Source organism: Rhodanobacter sp. UC4452_H20 (assembly GCF_052978205.1).
In genome coordinates this window covers 891,635-907,902 of sequence record NZ_CM129662.1, presented here as the reverse complement: position 1 = coordinate 907,902, position 16,268 = coordinate 891,635, and the positions used below count along the sequence as shown (strand labels likewise).

The 16,268-nt window shown below is 67.3% G+C and carries 14 protein-coding genes, 1 tRNA gene and 1 pseudogene; 2 read left to right on the top strand and 14 right to left on the bottom strand.

Annotated features, from left to right (window positions below; genetic code table 11):
- Window positions 1-84 precede the first annotated feature (84 nt).
- Window positions 85-2,748 (bottom strand): TonB-dependent receptor plug domain-containing protein, encoded by a 2,664-nt coding sequence (locus ACVCMC_RS04425; RefSeq protein WP_447098810.1) that lies wholly within the window; start codon window positions 2,746-2,748, stop codon window positions 85-87.
- Window positions 2,749-3,117: 369 nt separating this feature from the next.
- Between ACVCMC_RS04425 and ACVCMC_RS04420 the strand changes: the two genes are divergently transcribed.
- Window positions 3,118-3,465: a hypothetical protein gene (locus tag ACVCMC_RS04420; protein WP_447098809.1), complete on the top strand. Its 348-nt coding sequence runs from the start codon at window positions 3,118-3,120 to the stop codon at window positions 3,463-3,465.
- 59 nt (window positions 3,466-3,524) lie between these two features.
- Here the strand turns inward: ACVCMC_RS04420 and ACVCMC_RS04415 are convergent, their stop codons facing one another.
- From ACVCMC_RS04415 to ACVCMC_RS04360, 12 genes and pseudogenes are all read right to left on the bottom strand, one after another.
- Complete coding sequence (locus tag ACVCMC_RS04415) at window positions 3,525-4,019, bottom strand: hypothetical protein (RefSeq protein ID WP_447098808.1); 495 nt, start codon at window positions 4,017-4,019, stop codon at window positions 3,525-3,527.
- Window positions 4,020-4,152: 133 nt separating this feature from the next.
- Window positions 4,153-5,022, bottom strand: a complete 870-nt coding sequence (locus ACVCMC_RS04410) for a nucleotidyl transferase AbiEii/AbiGii toxin family protein (protein ID WP_447098807.1) — start codon at window positions 5,020-5,022, stop codon at window positions 4,153-4,155.
- The gene (locus ACVCMC_RS04405) at window positions 4,994-6,016 is read right to left on the bottom strand and encodes a type IV toxin-antitoxin system AbiEi family antitoxin (RefSeq protein ID WP_447098806.1); all 1,023 of its coding nucleotides are present in this window, start codon (window positions 6,014-6,016) and stop codon (window positions 4,994-4,996) included. The genes ACVCMC_RS04410 and ACVCMC_RS04405 overlap by 29 nt, the downstream gene beginning before the upstream one ends.
- Window positions 6,017-6,049: 33 nt before the next feature.
- Window positions 6,050-6,211, bottom strand: coding sequence for a hypothetical protein (locus tag ACVCMC_RS04400; protein WP_447098805.1), 162 nt, complete (start codon window positions 6,209-6,211; stop codon window positions 6,050-6,052).
- Window positions 6,212-6,436: 225 nt separating this feature from the next.
- Window positions 6,437-6,691, bottom strand: coding sequence for a Txe/YoeB family addiction module toxin (locus ACVCMC_RS04395; protein ID WP_447098804.1), 255 nt, complete (start codon window positions 6,689-6,691; stop codon window positions 6,437-6,439).
- 25 nt (window positions 6,692-6,716) lie between these two features.
- A pseudogene (locus tag ACVCMC_RS04390) lies at window positions 6,717-6,961 on the bottom strand (type II toxin-antitoxin system Phd/YefM family antitoxin).
- A gap of 86 nt (window positions 6,962-7,047) precedes the next feature.
- On the bottom strand, window positions 7,048-7,674 hold the full coding sequence (locus ACVCMC_RS04385) for an HD domain-containing protein (RefSeq protein WP_447099453.1): 627 nt from the start codon (window positions 7,672-7,674) through the stop codon (window positions 7,048-7,050).
- A gap of 436 nt (window positions 7,675-8,110) precedes the next feature.
- A tRNA-Ser gene (locus tag ACVCMC_RS04380) sits at window positions 8,111-8,200 on the bottom strand.
- A 217-nt stretch (window positions 8,201-8,417) separates the two neighbouring features.
- Window positions 8,418-8,786 carry an LrgA gene (locus ACVCMC_RS04375; protein ID WP_447098803.1) on the bottom strand — a complete coding sequence of 123 codons (369 nt, stop codon included), beginning with the start codon at window positions 8,784-8,786 and terminating at the stop codon, window positions 8,418-8,420.
- Window positions 8,783-10,063 (bottom strand): serine--tRNA ligase, encoded by a 1,281-nt coding sequence (gene serS / locus ACVCMC_RS04370; RefSeq protein ID WP_447098802.1) that lies wholly within the window; start codon window positions 10,061-10,063, stop codon window positions 8,783-8,785. The genes ACVCMC_RS04375 and serS overlap by 4 nt, the downstream gene beginning before the upstream one ends.
- A 166-nt stretch (window positions 10,064-10,229) precedes the next feature.
- Window positions 10,230-10,814, bottom strand: a complete 585-nt coding sequence (locus ACVCMC_RS04365; RefSeq protein WP_447098801.1) for a hypothetical protein — start codon at window positions 10,812-10,814, stop codon at window positions 10,230-10,232.
- Window positions 10,815-10,971: 157 nt separating this feature from the next.
- Entirely contained in the window at window positions 10,972-12,309 is a 1,338-nt protein-coding gene (locus ACVCMC_RS04360; RefSeq protein WP_447098800.1) for a replication-associated recombination protein A, read from the bottom strand.
- A gap of 211 nt (window positions 12,310-12,520) precedes the next feature.
- Here ACVCMC_RS04360 and ACVCMC_RS04355 point away from each other — a divergent pair, with 211 nt between their 5' ends.
- Complete coding sequence (locus ACVCMC_RS04355; protein WP_447098799.1) at window positions 12,521-15,562, top strand: ligand-binding sensor domain-containing diguanylate cyclase; 3,042 nt, start codon at window positions 12,521-12,523, stop codon at window positions 15,560-15,562.
- A 9-nt stretch (window positions 15,563-15,571) separates the two neighbouring features.
- Here ACVCMC_RS04355 and ACVCMC_RS04350 read toward each other — a convergent pair whose 3' ends face one another.
- Window positions 15,572-16,261, bottom strand: a complete 690-nt coding sequence (locus ACVCMC_RS04350) for a YoaK family protein (RefSeq protein ID WP_447098798.1) — start codon at window positions 16,259-16,261, stop codon at window positions 15,572-15,574.
- Window positions 16,262-16,268: the final 7 nt, after the last annotated feature.

Below are 16,268 nucleotides of genomic sequence, written 5' to 3'. Positions count from 1 at the left end.
CAGCGGAGAGCGCGCTCGTCGGCTGAGCCATCAACTATCGTCCCCCCGGGCACACCCGGGGAGACGGTCCATGGCGACGACCGGTCAGAAGCTTGCTGTCACGCGCGCGTACCAGAACGCGCCGTTGAAACCGAACGGCGAGGTCAGCGCGTACTTGACGCCAAGGAACTGCAGCGTGGCGTTCTGCTCCTTGCCGGGGTAGGTGTCGAAGACGTTGTTGCCGCCGATGGCCACCGTGAAGGTGTCGTTGAACTTGTAGCTGGCCTCCAGATCGAGCAGCGTCTTGCCGCTGTAGTGATTGACGTCGTCCGGCGGGTTGTTGCTGCCGAACAGGCCGACCGTGGTGCTCCAGCTGCCGTATTGATTGATCCGCGCGATGGCATCGAACCCGTGCAGCGCGTAGTCGAAGCTGAGCACCGACCGGCTCCTGGGCACCTGGTGCTCGAGGTCGTACACGAAATCGTCGTTGAGCGTGTCCGGCTGCACCTTGACCACGTTCTGCTTGTTGCGGTTGTAGCGGAAGTCGATGTTGAGCCTGCCATTGCCCAGCTGATGCCGCGTATCGAGCACGAAGTCGATGCCGCGGATGTCGGAGCCGAACGCATTGCCGAAATAACTGGCGTCGCTGCCGAGCAGCAGTTGCGCGTTCGGATAGCCGCCGGCGGCGAGCTGGTCGACGGTGGCCTGGCTCACGCGGTTGCTGACCAGGCCAATGCGGTCGTCGATCCTGATCCGGTAGTAGTCCAGGGTGGTCGTGACGCTATCGAGCGGCGTCCACACGGCGCCGACGGACAGGCTCCTGGAGGTTTCGGTCTTCAGCGGTTTGGAACCGAGCGCGCGCGCCACCGGGTTGTCGACCGGATAGGTGCCGGCGGGTATCAGGCCACCCTGGGCGTTAGCCGTGGTGGTGACATTGAGTGTGTTCGCCTGGCCCGGGGTCGGTGTGCGGAAGCCGGTGTTGTACGTACCGCGCAGCGCGAACGCGTCGGTGAACGCGTAACGGCTGGAAAGCTTGTACACGACCTTGGAGCCGTAGTTTTCCGCACGCTCGTAACGCACCGCCGCCGCGCCGGACCACTGGTCGGTGAAGTTCGTCTCGGCGTCGACGTAGGCGGCCTCGCTGTTCTGCATGAAGCGCCCGGCCGCGTTGGCCGGAAAGCCCTGGAAGGCATCCGAGCCCACCCCGAACACCGACGCGGTCGGCCCCACCTCGATCGAACCGGCGTCGCCCTGGTGGATGATGTAGGTCTCCTGGCGCCAGTTCGCGCCGAAGGCGAGCGTGAGCGGCGAATCGTCGAACGAACGGACGAAATCCGCACCGGCGCCCTGCTCGCGCTGGGTCAGCTTGCCGGGATGGAAGTTGGTGGGCGACAGGCTGCCCAGGCTCGGGTTGATCGAGCCCTTCAACTGGTAGTCGACCTCGTTGCTGCCGGTGCGGTAGTGCAGGTCCCACTGCAGGTTGCTCTGCCCGCCGCCACGCACGCCGCCGACCAGCTGGTGATCGCTGATGTCCGCACCGAACAGCGGGCTGTAGCCGCCCGGGAACTTCGTGTAGATCGGGTTCAGCAGCACCCATCCGCTCGGACTCGCCGCGTTGGCCGTCAGGTAGTTCGCCGGATCGCCGCCACCGGCCACGATGCTGTCCACCAGCGACTGCGGCGCGTTCGCCGGGGTCAGGGTGCCATCGGCGTAGCTGACCAGGGTGGAGCGGCCGCCGATGCCGTACTGGGCCGGCAAGACCGGGTTGCGGTAGAAGAAGCTGGACAGGACCTTCTTGTCCATGAAGCTGCCCGTGGCGTAGAGCTGCATGTCGCCGGACAGCGGCAGGCCGGCGTTGACGAAGAGCTTGTTGGTCTTGGTCTGCGGGTCGCCCCAGCGCTGGCCGAAGCCGTCATACGGCACCTGGTCCGCACCGACCACGGCCGCGACGGCCGCCGCGTCCGCTTGCGGCATCCCGCGCGAGGTGGGGTCGGTGGTTTCGCGCTCGGCACTCACATGCACGAAGCCATCGGCGCCGAGCGGGAATCCCGCATCGGCGTCGTAGCGCCGCAGGTTGCCATCGCCCTTGCCGTACTGGCCCACCTGCGCGCTGACCGTCACGCCCGAGCGGGCCTTCTTGAGAATGACGTTGACCACGCCGGCGATCGCGTCCGATCCATACAGCACCGAGGCGCCATCGCGCAGCACTTCGACGCGCTCGATGGCGTTGGACGGAAACACCGAGAAATCCACCGCCTGCGCGCCCTGGTTGAAGGTGCCCAGCGGATCGAGCTGCAAGTTGACCAGCGCCGAACGATGGAAGCGCACGCCGTCGACCAGAACCAGGGTCTGATCGGGCGACAGGTTGCGCAGCGACACCGGCCGCACGAACGACGTGCCGTCGGCGATGGGAAAACGCTGGGTAGTCAGCGACGGCACGATGTTGGTCAGCGCGTCGGTGAGGTCCGCCGAAGACTGCTTCGCGATCTGGCTGCCGCTGAACGCGTCGATCGGCGAAATGGATTCGGTCGGCGACAGGCCGGCCCGGTGCGTACCGGTCACCACCACTTCCTGCAGGGTGGTGGTCGACTTGGCCTTCGCCGCATCGTTGCGCCCTTGTGCCGCGGTCGCCTGGCTGGCCTGGGCCTGTCCGCTGTCCGACGCGCCCGCGTCCTGCGCCTGCACCGAGCACGCGACCAGCGCCGCAGCGGCAAGCGCCGCGCGAATGGCGCGCAAAAGAACCACGTTGATCCCTGCATGGTTATGCATGTTGTCTCCCTCCCGATGGCCGCTGAATTCCCCCCTCAACGCAAACTACTCCGACCCCTGGCGTCCCAAAAGGCCTCCATTGGTAGTACGTGCGCGAGATCACTTTCGTGGCGACAGCCTTGCCGATGGGTGCACTCATCAAGCGACTCGCCGGCATCTGTCCACCGGGGCAACAGAAATGATTGGGCGGCGGGAGCGGCGTAGCGAAACCGCTCGAAACGAGGCGGGTTCGGGAAAGTGGACCTGACCCCGTTGGTGACGCCGTCAACCCGTGACCCCGAGCGGCGTTCTCCTTCCGGCATGCCGCCATTCGTCCGGCACGACATGGCAGTACCCAACCGCCGGCCTCCCACACTGAAGGACACCGTCATGAACCACGCTTCGATGATCCGTCTCGGTCTGCTCAGCCTGATCGCCTGCACCGCGTTCGCCAGCGCCAGCGCGATGGCCGCCGACAGCACCGTCCCCGGTCACCCCCGCGTCAACGAGGTCAACCAGCGCATCGACAACCAGCAGGCGCGCATCGCGAAAGGCGTCGCCAACGGCACCATCACGCCGAAGCAGGCAGCCAACGACCAGCGCCGCGCCGCCAACATCGCCCAGCGCGAAAGCGCCGCCGAAGCCAAGCATCACGGCCACCTGACCAAGGGCGAAACCCGCCGCCTCAACCGCGCGGAAAACCGCAACAGCCGCCACATCCACCGCCAGCGCCACTGAGCGCCAGCAAAAAAAGAGGCCCCGCTTGCGGGGCCTCTTCCATTCCAGGAAATGACGAATCAGGCCGGCAGCGGCTCGCTCGGCGCCGGCTCACTGGCCGGTGCGGGATTGCGCGGCCCGCGGGCAAAGCGGGCGGCCAGCGCCTTGCGCGCCTCGTCCAGTCCCTGCCCCTTGCCGGCCACCTTCAGCACCGCGTAACCCTCCAGCGCATTGGTCATCAGGTCGCTGCCCACCGCCATCTCGGTGTCGACGCCACGCTGATGCAGCTTGCCCAACCGCACCAGGCGCGGGCGCAACGCATCCAGCGTGGCGATGTCGCGCTGATAACCGTCCAGATCGAAATTGCGGGGCAGCACGCCGGGGTTGTCGGCGAACACATGACCGGCCTGCCGGCAGAACGCCTCGGACTTGTCGCCCATCTTGGTCAGCCCGTGGCGCTGCTCGGGCGTCAACGCGATCAGCGAGGCCAGGCCCGTCTCCAGTGCAGCCAGGGCGTTGTCGATGGCCGCCAGCACTTCGGCATTCAGGTCGATATCGATCAGGTTCTGAGGCATGTTCACTGCATTGATTGAGTTGCAGACAAGCCGGTCCGTTGGCCGACGCCGCAGCGTAGCGCGCCACCTGCCCGCTACCAGCCAATCAGCCGGAACCAAGATTGTCCCCGACACATTTTCTGGACTGATTCGCTCAAGGGGTCGCGGCGCCCCGCAATCCCGCATGAAAGGCGCCCAGCAGGTCGAGGTCGATCTGCACGTCGCCGGACCGCATGTCGCCTATCAGCAGCAGCCGGCCATCCGGGTCGATCTCCGTCGCCAGCAGATCCAGCACCGCGTCCAATGCGACTGTGACACCGGCGTTCGCCAACGGGTGCAGCAACTTTCTGGCGTCGTGGCCCAGCAACCATGCGCCGGCACGGGCATGGTCGTAATCGCTCGCTTCGAGCAGTTGGCTCGCGTCCGCATACAGGCGTTCCATGTTGCCCGCCTCTAGATAACTGCGCAGCAGCAGGCGCAGGTCACCGGCATCGACGCCCGGCCGTTCGTGGCGTCGGTCACGCCAGGCGAGCAGCTTCAGGACGGCTTGCGCCGGCAAGGAGGCGACCGCCACCACCACGTCATCCGGCAGCCGTACCGCGACTGCCTGCGCCGCCGCCTCGCGGTAGCCGAGCATGGTCATCTCGACGACATGCGGCGACGGCCAGGCGATGCTGCGATCGGCCCGCTCCACGCCGCCGAAGGGAAGCAGATCCACCCGATGGCACTGCTCGAACACCAACCGATGCAGCACGCCGGGCACTTCGGCGAAAGATCCGTCGGCGAGCAGGGCGTTCCTCAAACCGGCGAAGCTGTTCCATCCATCCAACCCAAACGCGAAATCCATGTCGGTCGTGGCGCGCGCGACGCGTATGCCATGCGCGAACGACAGCAACACGTCGCGCGCCATCGCGCCCACCAGCAAGGGCTCGGCATCCGGCCAGGCCCGGCGCATCGTCGCCACCAGCCTGGCCAACACCGCCAGCCCGGGCTGCTCACGCAAATCCAGCGGCGATCCCTGCATGCATTTCCCCTGCGATTTCCAGACAGCGCGCATCGCCGATCGCCAGCAGGTCCGCGTACACCAGCAAGTGCGGCACCATGCCGGGGGTCTCGCCCTCGAAATTCCAAAAGCGTCGCAGCACTTCCACGTTGCCGTTGCGATGCGGCTGCAGACGCTGATCGGTCAGTAGATTCGGTTCGACCTTGTTGCCGTAGAAGGTGGCCGTGCCGGGCCGCAGGTGTTGCGTCAGCCGCGCCGCTGCCGGCTCACCGCCCAGCAGCAAGCCGTAGCGCGTTGCGTCGATGGCCTCGACCCAGTCGAGCTTGCGCGTGTCGTAGCGGCCCAGCAGCAGCTTGGGCCGCAGCCGCTGCGGATACGCATCCACCCAGCGCTTGAGCAGCCGTTCCGCATCGATCAGCCGGCGCCGCTTGCGCAACGTGGCGACGAAGCCGAGCTGCGGCAGTTCGGCCATCACCCAGCCCACCGTGCCGTGCGCCACGCCCGCCAGGGCGGCGATCTCCCGATACGGCAGGTCCACCGCCGCCGGCCGGCACAACAGGGCGAACAGCACCTGCAGCCCGGTGGCCTGAAACGCACGGCCGCCCTGCGTCGGCGGCGCGAGGGCTTCCCTCGGCCGCTCACCCTTCACCCAGACATGCAGCGGCGGCTGCGTCAACCAGGCGTTGCCCGCGGCATCAATGAACTGCACGCCGCGCCGGCGCAGCTCGTCGGCCATCGGCGGCGTGACGTAGTCGGCCACCAGCAGCCCCTGCTCGCCGTGGTTCGCCAGCTGATGCAGCGCCGCGCCGAGCGTGGCACGGCGCAGGCCGCGCTTCAGCTCGGCGACGTAGCGCAGCTCGCGGCCATCGAAACGCAGGCACAGCACGGCATCGCCGCGCGTCGCCTGGCCGCCAGGCTCCCGTTCGACGACTTCCCATTGCAGGCCTGGCAGCTGCACCGCGGTCAAGGCAGCCTGCAGCAGATCCGGTTCGTGTTGACGGCGGTGTTTGTCCATGATTGGGATTTGTCCATGTTTTGTGGACAGAAGTCAATTGTGGACAAGATGCGGCCTCGAACCCGTGCGAGCATCGCGATGCAAGATCAGGTAGTCGGCGCGGCGGATGCTGGACTTGTCGCGCGCGGCACGATGGCCCCGCACCACCATGCGGCCGGCCTTGAGCGTGAACTCCTGAAACACCTGCTCATTCACGTTTCAACCGCTGGCGACCAGGGCGGGTGTGATGAACTTCAGGCAGATGTCCGCTTCGGACAGTTTTCTCTTATCCATGAAGCATGACTCTGGCGACTCCCCCGACTCGAACACGCCAGAGCATAGGGCGTTGGATCGACCCCGACCAGTCGACGGCGCATGTCGATGTCTTTACACCGCCGCGTGGGTGGTTTTTCAAAGCCAGCCGCGACCGTTGCCTGTTGCTCAATAGTGATACCGCAACTGCGCAATCAGCAGCGCGTCGGCAACGGGCTTGTACACCATGCGGTGCTCGCCGTTGATGCGGCGCGACCAATAATCGGCCAGCCCGTGTCGCAAGGGTTCGGGTTTGCCGATGCCTTCGAGGGGGTGGCGCATGGTGTCGTCGGTCAGCTTGTTGATGCGCGCCACCAGCTTGCGGTCGTGGGCCTGCCAGTGGAGGTAATCCTCCCAGGCCGCGTCAGAGAAGATCAGCTGCATGCCGGCCAAGCTCAGCGAGTTAGGTTCAGCGGGCCAGCCTGAGTGGTTTGCCGCCACCGGATTCCAGTTGCGCCATCGATTCCAGCAGGCGGCGCGCGTTCCTGGGGCTACGCAGCAGGTACGCGGTCTCATCCAACGACTGGCAATCGGCCAGCGACATCATCACCACTCGTCCTTCTTGGTAATGATCACCGGCGCATGATCCTCGCAGACGCGCTCCATCGTCTCGGCGAGACTGGAACGGGCCTTGGTGTAGGTGATGGTGTCCATGGGCTATCGCGATATGTACATTATTCTGTACATGATCTAGCCGACGGCCCGCAGCCGGTCAAATGCCGCGGGTCCAAGCCGGCGAATCAGCCAGCAAGCGCCTTGCGTTCCCCCGCGCCTGCCAGCGCATGCATCAGGTCCACCGTGCTGTCGAGCACCCTGGCGACCTTCGTGCCACGACTCGAGAAGATTTCTACCAGCGCCTGGTAGTAGCCCAAGGTCCCGTCGCGTCCGCCGGTGAACCGATCGAATACGCGCGTGGCAACTTCGGGATCTTCCAGGTCCTGGACGATGGCGCGGGCGTTATGCAGCTTGTCGCAGGCGGAGACAAGCAGCGTGGCGTCCGGGGCTTGTTTCAGGTGTGCGAGGTAGGCGAGTTTGCGCTCGATCCAGTCGCGGCGTCTGGCTTCCGGATCGGTGTGGCTGGCCTTGCCTTCGGCGGTGCCATCGGTGCAGTCCACCACGATGTTGGCGACGGCATCACCGAATTGCTTGCGGATCGCCGCCTCATGCCCGGTACCGCAATCCTCGATGGTGTCGTGCAGCAGGCCGGCGATGGCCTGGTCTTCGTTACCGCCGAACTCGATCACCAGGCTGGCCACGCCGAGCAGGTGATAGAGGTACGGGATGTTCGAGCCCTTGCGCACCTGCGCGGCGTGGGCGATGCGGGCGTAGTCAACGGCCTGGCTGAAGCGATCGGATAGCGTGGTCATGCTGCCCCCTGTGACGGTTTCATCGTAGCCAATGATGATGGCGGCGCGGCGCAAGGGCTGAGAGCGTAGCGGACGCCGTTCAACGCTTGATCTCTTCTTCCATCACTTGGCTCATCGTGCTCTCCGTAAAAAGTTGGCACCTGAGCAGAAAATCACTGGGTCATTACATTGCGCTGTTGCGTGCCGTCCGCGGGGATTGTTGGGCCCATCCATGGGCCAAACCCCTTCGCGCTGCGCACTGCGGGGCCTGCCTGCGGCTGCCCGAATTCGCTCCCGGCGAATTCGCCGACTGCGGAGGCAGGATGCCAGAGCGAACGTCGGCGAAGCCGACGGACCGAAGGGTGAGGTGCAGGATGCGCCGAATAACCAGTGGGTTCTCATTCCTGCCATCACCGCCAGAAAAGGAAAACGCCCCACTCGGGGCGTTTTGCTTTTCTGGCGGAGAGAGTGGGATTCGAACCCACGGTAGTGTTGCCACTACGGCAGTTTTCAAGACTGCTGCCTTAAACCGCTCGGCCATCTCTCCGAAAAATTTTCCCGCCAACTGTCGCTCTGGGAACTCTGGCCCTTCGACTTCGCTTCGCTACGCTCAGGGTGAACGGTGGGAAGTTGTGCGGGGTGCACATGCTATCAGGAACGTTGCAATGGATGCCGCGGAAGGCGCGCCGGGACTTTGTAGCAGCGCACTCTGCGCGCGATGTTTTTCGGTGGCGTGACGAAGGGCATCGCGCACGAGTACGCTCCTACAGCGGCTTGGGCTTTTTTCTCGACAGCGCCACCAGGCAGCCGACCAGGATCGCCACCGGGATCAGGGCGCCGAGCAGCGGCAGCAGCAGCACTGGTTCGCGCACGACCATCGGCACCAGTTGGGTGGCGCTGGCGAAGGCGATGATGGCGAGGCGCCGGCGGCGGCTGTGGCGGGCGAACCAGAAGCTGGCGAGGACGAGCGCCAGCGCGACCATCGAGAGATCGAGGTCCACGGTGGGCAGGTGCCAGACGCCGTCGAAGCCGAGGCGGGTGGCGATCACGCCGGCCAGCACCAGCAGCAGGAAGAAGCTGGTGTAGAACTCCACCCTGCCCCAGTTGCCGCGTGCGGGCGCCGGCGTGTTCATGCGATGCGGTCGAGCCCAGCCATGTACGGGCGCAGTGCTTCGGGGATGGTGATCGAGCCGTCGTCGTTCTGGTTGTTTTCCATCACGGCGATCAGGGTGCGGCCGATGGCGAGGCCGGAACCGTTGAGCGTGTGCACCAGTTCGGGCTTGCCGGTTTCGGGGTTGCGCACGCGGGCCTGCAGGCGGCGGGCCTGGAAGTCCACGCAGTTGGAGCAGCTGGAGATTTCGCGGTAGGTCTGCTGGCTGGGCAGCCACACTTCCAGGTCGTAGGTCTTGGCCGCGCCGAAGCCCATGTCGCCGGTGCACAACAGCATCTTGCGGTATGGCAGGCCGAGCTTCTGCAGCACGGTCTCGGCGTGGCCGACCATCTCCTCCAGCTGCGCGCGGGACTGGTCGGCGCGGGCGATGTGCACCATTTCCACTTTCTCGAACTGGTGCTGGCGGATCATGCCACGGGTGTCGCGGCCGTAGCTGCCGGCCTCGGCGCGGAAGCACAGCGTGTGCGCGGTCATGCGCAGCGGCAGCGCGTCGGCGTCCTGGATGGTGTCGCGCACCAGGTTGGTCAGCGAAACTTCGGCGGTGGGGATCAGGTAGCGCTTGGTCTCGCCGACTTCGGTGGCGAACAGGTCTTCTTCGAACTTCGGCAGCTGGCCGGTGCCCTGCATGGTGTCGGCGTTGACGATCACCGGCAGGTTGCATTCCAGATAGCCGTGCTCGCCGGTGTGCAGGTCGAGCATGAACTGGCCGAGCGCGCGGTGCAGATGCGCGAGCTGGCCGCGCAGCACGGTGAAGCGCGCGCCGGAGAGCTTGGCGCCGGCGTCACCGTCGAGCCAGCCGTGGCGCTCGCCCAGTTCGACGTGGTCCTTCACCGCGAACGCGAACTCGCGTGGCGTGCCCCAGCGGCTGACTTCGACGTTGTCCTTTTCGTCCTTGCCCAGCGGTACTGAGGCATCCGGAATGTTGGGGATGCCCAGCGCGATCTCGGCAAGTTTCGCCTGCACGTCGCCGAGGGCCTGCTCGTTGGCCTTGAGCTTGTCGCCGATGCCGGCGACCTCGGCCATCAGCGGTGCCACGTCCTCGCCTTTCGCCTTGGCCTGGCCGATCGCCCTGGAGCGGGTGTTGCGCAGGTTCTGCAGCTCCTGCGTCTCCATCGCCAACTGCTTGCGCGAACTCTCCAGCGCCTCGACGGCGGCCACGTCCAGCATGTAGCCGCGGGTTTCGGCGAGGCGTGCGGCGGTTTCGGCCAGATGCGAACGCAGCAGGGCGGGATCGAGCATGAGCGAGGTCCAGGTAACGGCTTGAACCGCGAATTATCGCTGCGCGTGGCCGGTGGCCGCAATGAATGCGGCCACGTCCCTGCTTTTGGCGGCCTTCGACTTCCTCGCTCCTCAAAGCCGCGGCCATCCCTGGCCGCACCCCGCGTGCGGCGCTACTCGCCTACGCTCAGGGGGAACGGTTCGACGAGCGCTCGCCGCGACCCAGCCACCACGCCATCGCGGCACCGGCGAGCAGCCAGCCGATCAGTTGCTCGGCCAGGGCGGCGAGCGTGAAATCGAGCGGGAAGCGGTACCAGTTCCAGTACGGGAGCATGCTGCTGAGCCAGGCAAACACGGCCGCCGCAGCGGCAATCGCCACGCGGCGACGGAAGCCCACCACGGCCAGCCCCATGACGAAGGCCAGCGCCAGCGACGCCAGCGTGTCGGATGCCCACTGCCGCCCGATCTGCGGGCCCATCTGCATCATGTCGGTGCCGCGCGGCTGGTACACCACCCAGGCGTACGGCGAGCGCACAGCCTTGATCGAATAGGCGCGCACCACGGCCGCGTCGCCCATCTGCTTGGGATCGAGCGAGGGCAGCAGGTACACCCCTGGTTGATCGCCAAGCCCTTCCTGCAGCCCGCTCAGCGCCGCGTTCTCGTTGAGCGGCTGGTGGATGCCGACACTGCCCAGCCCCAGCGCCATGTGCGCGGCCACGCCCCAGAGGAACATCACGATGCCGCCGATCAGACCCGCCACCAGTACGCGCATGGTTCATCCCTCCCCCGGTTGGTTGAGCCAATCTAGGTCGGGAAAGCGCGTGCGGCAAGGGCGTACGCGGCAGGAGCCCGCTCGCGGGCGATGCTCTTGCGAATCCCGAATCCCGAATCCCGAACCCGAAAGAAAAGCATCGCCCGCGAGCGGGCTCCTACGGATTGCGGGCTTTTTCGCGGGCGGCACGCAGGGCCAGCAGTTTTTCGCGCAGTTGCAGTTCCAGGCCGCGTTCGACCGGTTCGTAGAACACCGTGCCGACGAGCGCGTCGGGCAGGCACTGCTGGTCCAGCGCGATGCCGCCTTCGGCGTCGTGGTCGTACTGGTAGCCCTTGCCGTAGCCGAGGCCCTTCATCAGTTTGGTGGGCGCGTTGCGCAAGTGCATCGGCACTTCCAGCGTGCCGCCCTTGCGTACCGCGTCGCGGGCCTTGTTGTAGGCCATGTAGGCGGCGTTGCTCTTGGGCGAGATGGCCAGCCAGATCGCCAGCTGGGCCAGGCCCAGTTCGCCTTCGGGGCTGCCCAGGCGCTCGTAGGTGTCCCACGCGTCCAGCGCCATGCGCCAAGCGCGCGGCTCGGCCAGGCCGACATCCTCCACCGCCATGCGGGTCATGCGGCGGGCGAGATACAGCGGATCGACGCCGCCATCGAGCATGCGGCACAGCCAGTACACGGCGGCGTCGGGGTCGGACGAGCGCACGGATTTGTGCAGCGCCGAGATCTGGTCGTAGAACTGCTCGCCCTGCTTGTCGAAGCGACGGGTGCGGTCGGCCAGCACCTGGCTCAGCGTGGCCTCGTCGATGGTGCGCTCGTGCGCCAGTTCGGCGGCGATTTCCAGCAGGGTCAGCGCGCGGCGCACGTCGCCATCGGCGGCCTGGGCGATCGAATCGAGCGATTCGTCGGACACCTGCAATTGCAGTTCGCCGAGGCCGCGCTCGCTGTCGGCCAGCGCGCGTTTCAGCGCGGCGATGATGTCGGCGGTGGAAACCGGCTCCAGCACATGCACGCGGCAGCGCGACAGCAGCGCGGAGTTAAGTTCGAACGAGGGGTTCTCGGTGGTGGCACCGATGAAGATGATCACGCCACGCTCGATGTGCGGCAGGAACGCATCCTGCTGGGTCTTGTTGAAGCGGTGCACCTCGTCCACGAACAACACGGTGCGGCGGCCCTGCGCGAAGTTCACCTCGGCCTCGGCCAGCGCCTTGCGCACGTCAGGCAGGCCGGACAGCACGGCGGAGATCGCACGGAAATCCGCCTCGGCGTAACGCGCCACCAGCAGCGCCAGCGTGGTCTTGCCGCAGCCGGGCGGGCCCCACAGCACCATCGAATGGATCTTGCCGGCCTCCAGCGCGCGGCGCAGCGCCTGGTCCGGGCCGACCAGACGCTGCTGGCCGACGATTTCGTCGAGGCTGCGCGGGCGCATGCGTTCGGCCAGGGGCTTGAGCGCGTCGGGCTCGGCGAACAGGCCGGAGCCGGCCGGGGCAACGGGAGGATTCATGCGCCGATGATAAAGCATGCACTCGCGGCACCCGCCTGCCGAAACGCAGTGCATGCCGGTATCATGGCGTCGCCCGCGTTGTCTAGCCGATGCGACCGGGCGTGGCGGGGGACAACCAGAACGTGATCGTGCACGGAATCATTGACCACACCACGAAAACCGGACGCGCGCAGCGGCCCGGCGCCTTGCCGTGCCGGCATGGATGGCCGGGGTGAAGCGGCAGCCCTTGCGCTGCCCGTTGCTGGGCCTGCTGGGAGCGCTGCTGCTGTTGCTCCGGGCTGGCGCGGGCATGGCTGCTCCGGCTTCTCCGGTCGATCCGTGGGCGCCGTTCGAGTCGCCGTGGTTCGACAAGGTATCCAGTGCGGAAGGATTCCCGCCGGCCATCGTCACCGCGCTGGCGCAGGATCGCGAAGGCCTGCTGTGGGTGGGCACGATGGTCGGGCTGGCCCGCTACGACGGCTACCGCACCCAGCTGTTCGACGTCCGCGGCGAACCTGTCAAGGGCCTGCCCGACGCCTACGTGCGCTGCCTGCTGGCCCTGCCCGACGGCGGCATGCTGATCGGCACCAACGCCGGCGGCCTGGTGCGCTTCGATCCGGCGACCAACACCTTCCGCGTCTATCCCGGCGGCCCGGACGGCATCTCCGACCGCAAGATTTTCGCCCTCGCCGACGACCACGCCGGCGGCGTGTGGGTGGCCACCGAACAGGGCCTGGACCATCTCGACCTGCGCAACAACGCGATCCGCCACGTCGACACCGGCAGCGACACCGCGCCGCGCAACTTCAGCGTGATGCAGGACCGTGCGGGCAACCTGTGGCTGGGCAACAACGAGGGCCTGTTCGTGCGGCACGCAGGCAGCGATCGCTTCGAGCGCCCCGCGCCGCCCGGCGACGCCGTGGTGGCCACCGTGCTGGAGAACCAGATCTGGGCCATCGACGAGGACAGCGCCGGGCGCCTGTGGATCGGCAGCGGCCAGGCCGGCGCGGTGTACCGCGGCCCGCACGGAAACTGGCATCCGGTGCCGCAGTTCAGCGGCTATCGCAAGGGCGCCCAGCACGCCACCGTGCGCGACTTCCAAGAGGCCGCGCCGGGCACCATGTGGATCGCCACCGACGGCAGCGGCGTGCTGGCCTACCGCCCCGGCGACGCCTCGCTGCAGCGGATCGAGCACGATCCGGCGGTGCCCTCCTCGCTGCCCGGCGACGCCGTGCGCGCATTACTGCACGACCGCGCCGGCAACCTGTGGGCGGCCACCGACCTGGGCCTGGCCCGCGCCTATCTGGGCGACCGCGGCGCGTTCTCGGTGCTGCCATCGCCGCTGGAATCGAACATGCTCAGCGACACCAGCGTGCGCGGCGTCTACGTGGACAGTCGCGGGCTGGTCTGGATCGGCCTGAGCGCCGGCCGCATCGACGTGATCGATCTGCGCGCCGGGCAGATGCGCCACCTGCGGCTCGGCGGCACGCAGACGCTGCGCGACGTGCAGTCCTTTGCCGAGGCGGCAGACGGCTCGATCTGGGTCGGCACCCAGGGCCTGGCGAAGGTGGACCCGCACACGTTCGAGATCAGCTCGTCGGTGCTGCCCGCACTGGAGAATACGCCGGTGCTGTGCCTGCGCATGGATGGCAACCGCCTGCTGATCGGCACCTACGACGGACTGTTCCGCTACGACACCGGCACCGGCGTGCTGGACCACATCCGGCACGACCCGGACGACCCGACCAGCCTGGTCAGCAACACGGTGCGGCAGATCCTCAAGGTCGGCGACGAATGGTGGTACAGCACCTCGCGCGGCATCAGCATCGCCCCCGACAGCGGCGCCAGCCGCGGCTTCCGCACGCTCACCCATCGCGAGGGCGATCCGGCCAGCCTGCCCGGCGATTCGGTGAGCGCGGCAACGCCCGGCCCGCGAGGGCACCTGTGGGTGAGCACCTCCGGCGGGCTGGCCGAAAGCATCGGCAAGAACCCGTGGCGCTTTTCCAGCATCGGCGTCGCCGAAGGCCTGCTCAGCGACAAGGTCACCAGCGCGCTCAGCGATGGCCTGGGCCACATCTGGGCCAGCACCTCCAGCGGCGTCGCGCGCGTCGATGCCGGCAGCCACGCGGTGCGCAACCTGAGCTCGCGCGACGGCCTGCACATCCGCAGCTACCACTATGCCGACGCCGCCGCCCACGCGCCCGACGGTTCGCTGCTGTTCGGTGGCCTGGGTGGCCTGACGGTGATCCGCCCGGCCATCCAGATCGACGACAACGACGACGCCCCGCTGGCGATCACCCACGCGGTGCTCGGCGCGGTGGCGCTGCCGTTCGGCAAGCTGCCGCATGACGGCGACACGATCACGCTGGACCAGCGCAACCGCAACCTGCGCGTGGACTTTTCCCTGCTGGATTACCGCTCCCCCGGCGAAACCTCGTACAGCTATCGCATGACCGGCCTGGACGACGGCTGGGTCGACATCCCGGCCGGCGCCAAACCCGGCGCGAACTACACCAACCTCGCGCACGGCGACTACGTGCTGTATCTGCGCGCCAGCACGCAGGGCATGTACCCGCGCACGGTCGAAAGCCGCCTGCTCGTGAAGGTCGCCCCCCGCTGGTACGAGACCTGGTACAGCAAGCTGGCAGCGGTCGCGCTGCTGATCGGCCTGGTGGTGCTGCTGGTGCATCTGCGCACGCTCTACCTGCGCCGACAGGCGCTGCAGCTGCAGCGACAGATCAACGAGCACACGCGCGACCTGCGCGCCGCCAACCGGCGCCTGGACGAGCTGGCCAGCACCGACGGGCTCACCGGCATCTACAACCGGCGCCGCTTCCTGGAGCTGGCCCAGGCGGAATGCGAACGGTCGCGCGAGCAATCCATCTGCATCGCGCTGTTCGACCTGGACCGCTTCAAGCAGGTCAACGACATTCACGGCCACCTCGCCGGCGACGCCGTGATCCGCGGCGCGGTGGCGGTGATCCAGCGCCATTGCCGGCAGGGTGACCTGCTCGGACGCTACGGCGGCGAGGAGTTCGTGCTGTGCCTGCCCGACACCAGCGTGGCGCAGGCCAGCGAGATCGCCGAGCGCATCTGCGCGGCCATGGCCGGCACGGCCGTCAGCTATCAGGATCGGCCGATCCAGGTCACGGTGAGCATCGGCGTCACCGCGCTGCGTCAGGGTGAATCCATCGAGCAGTGGCTGTCGCGCGCGGACAAGGCGCTGTACGAGGCCAAGCGCAACGGCCGCAACCGCTACGCGGTAGCCAGCTGACATCCCCGCTCAATCGGCGCCCGCGGTGCCCCGACTCAAGGTGTATTGCCGGTAGATGCCGTAGCCCATGCCGCACAGGCCGGTCAGCGCGGCCGGCACCAGCAGGGCGCGCTCGCCCATGGCGCGGAACAACAGCGCGCCGGCCGTGCCGCCCAGGGTGAAACAGGTCACCACCAGCAGGCACACGCCCACGCGCAGCGCATCCACCGGCAGGCCGCGCATCCGCTGGCCGATGTAGATTCCCAGGTCGGTGAACATGCCGGAGACGTGGGTGGTGCGGAACACCATGCCGCTGTACGTGCTGGCCATGCCGTTCTGCAAACCGATGCCGATCGAGGCCAGGTAGATGCCGGCCGAATCATTGGCATGCAGCAGCGGCACTGCCGCAAACAGCAGCAGCGACTCCAGCACCAGCGCCACGCCGTAGCGGCGGCCGAGTTTCAGCGTCTGCTGCTGCACGATCAATCCGCTGAGCAGCGCACCGAACACGAACGCCGCCACCGACAGGCCCCAATGCACCGCTTCCGGCCCGTCCGCCAGGCCCAGCGATGCACCGAGCAAGGTGGTCGATCCGGTCAGGTTGGTGATTGCCTGGTGGCGAAAGCCCAGGTAACCGGCCGCGTTGACGATGCCGGCGATGAACGCCAGCACGCCGCCACCGATCCACGCCCAGCGCGGCAACTGCCGCAGTACGGCCATCGCCGGC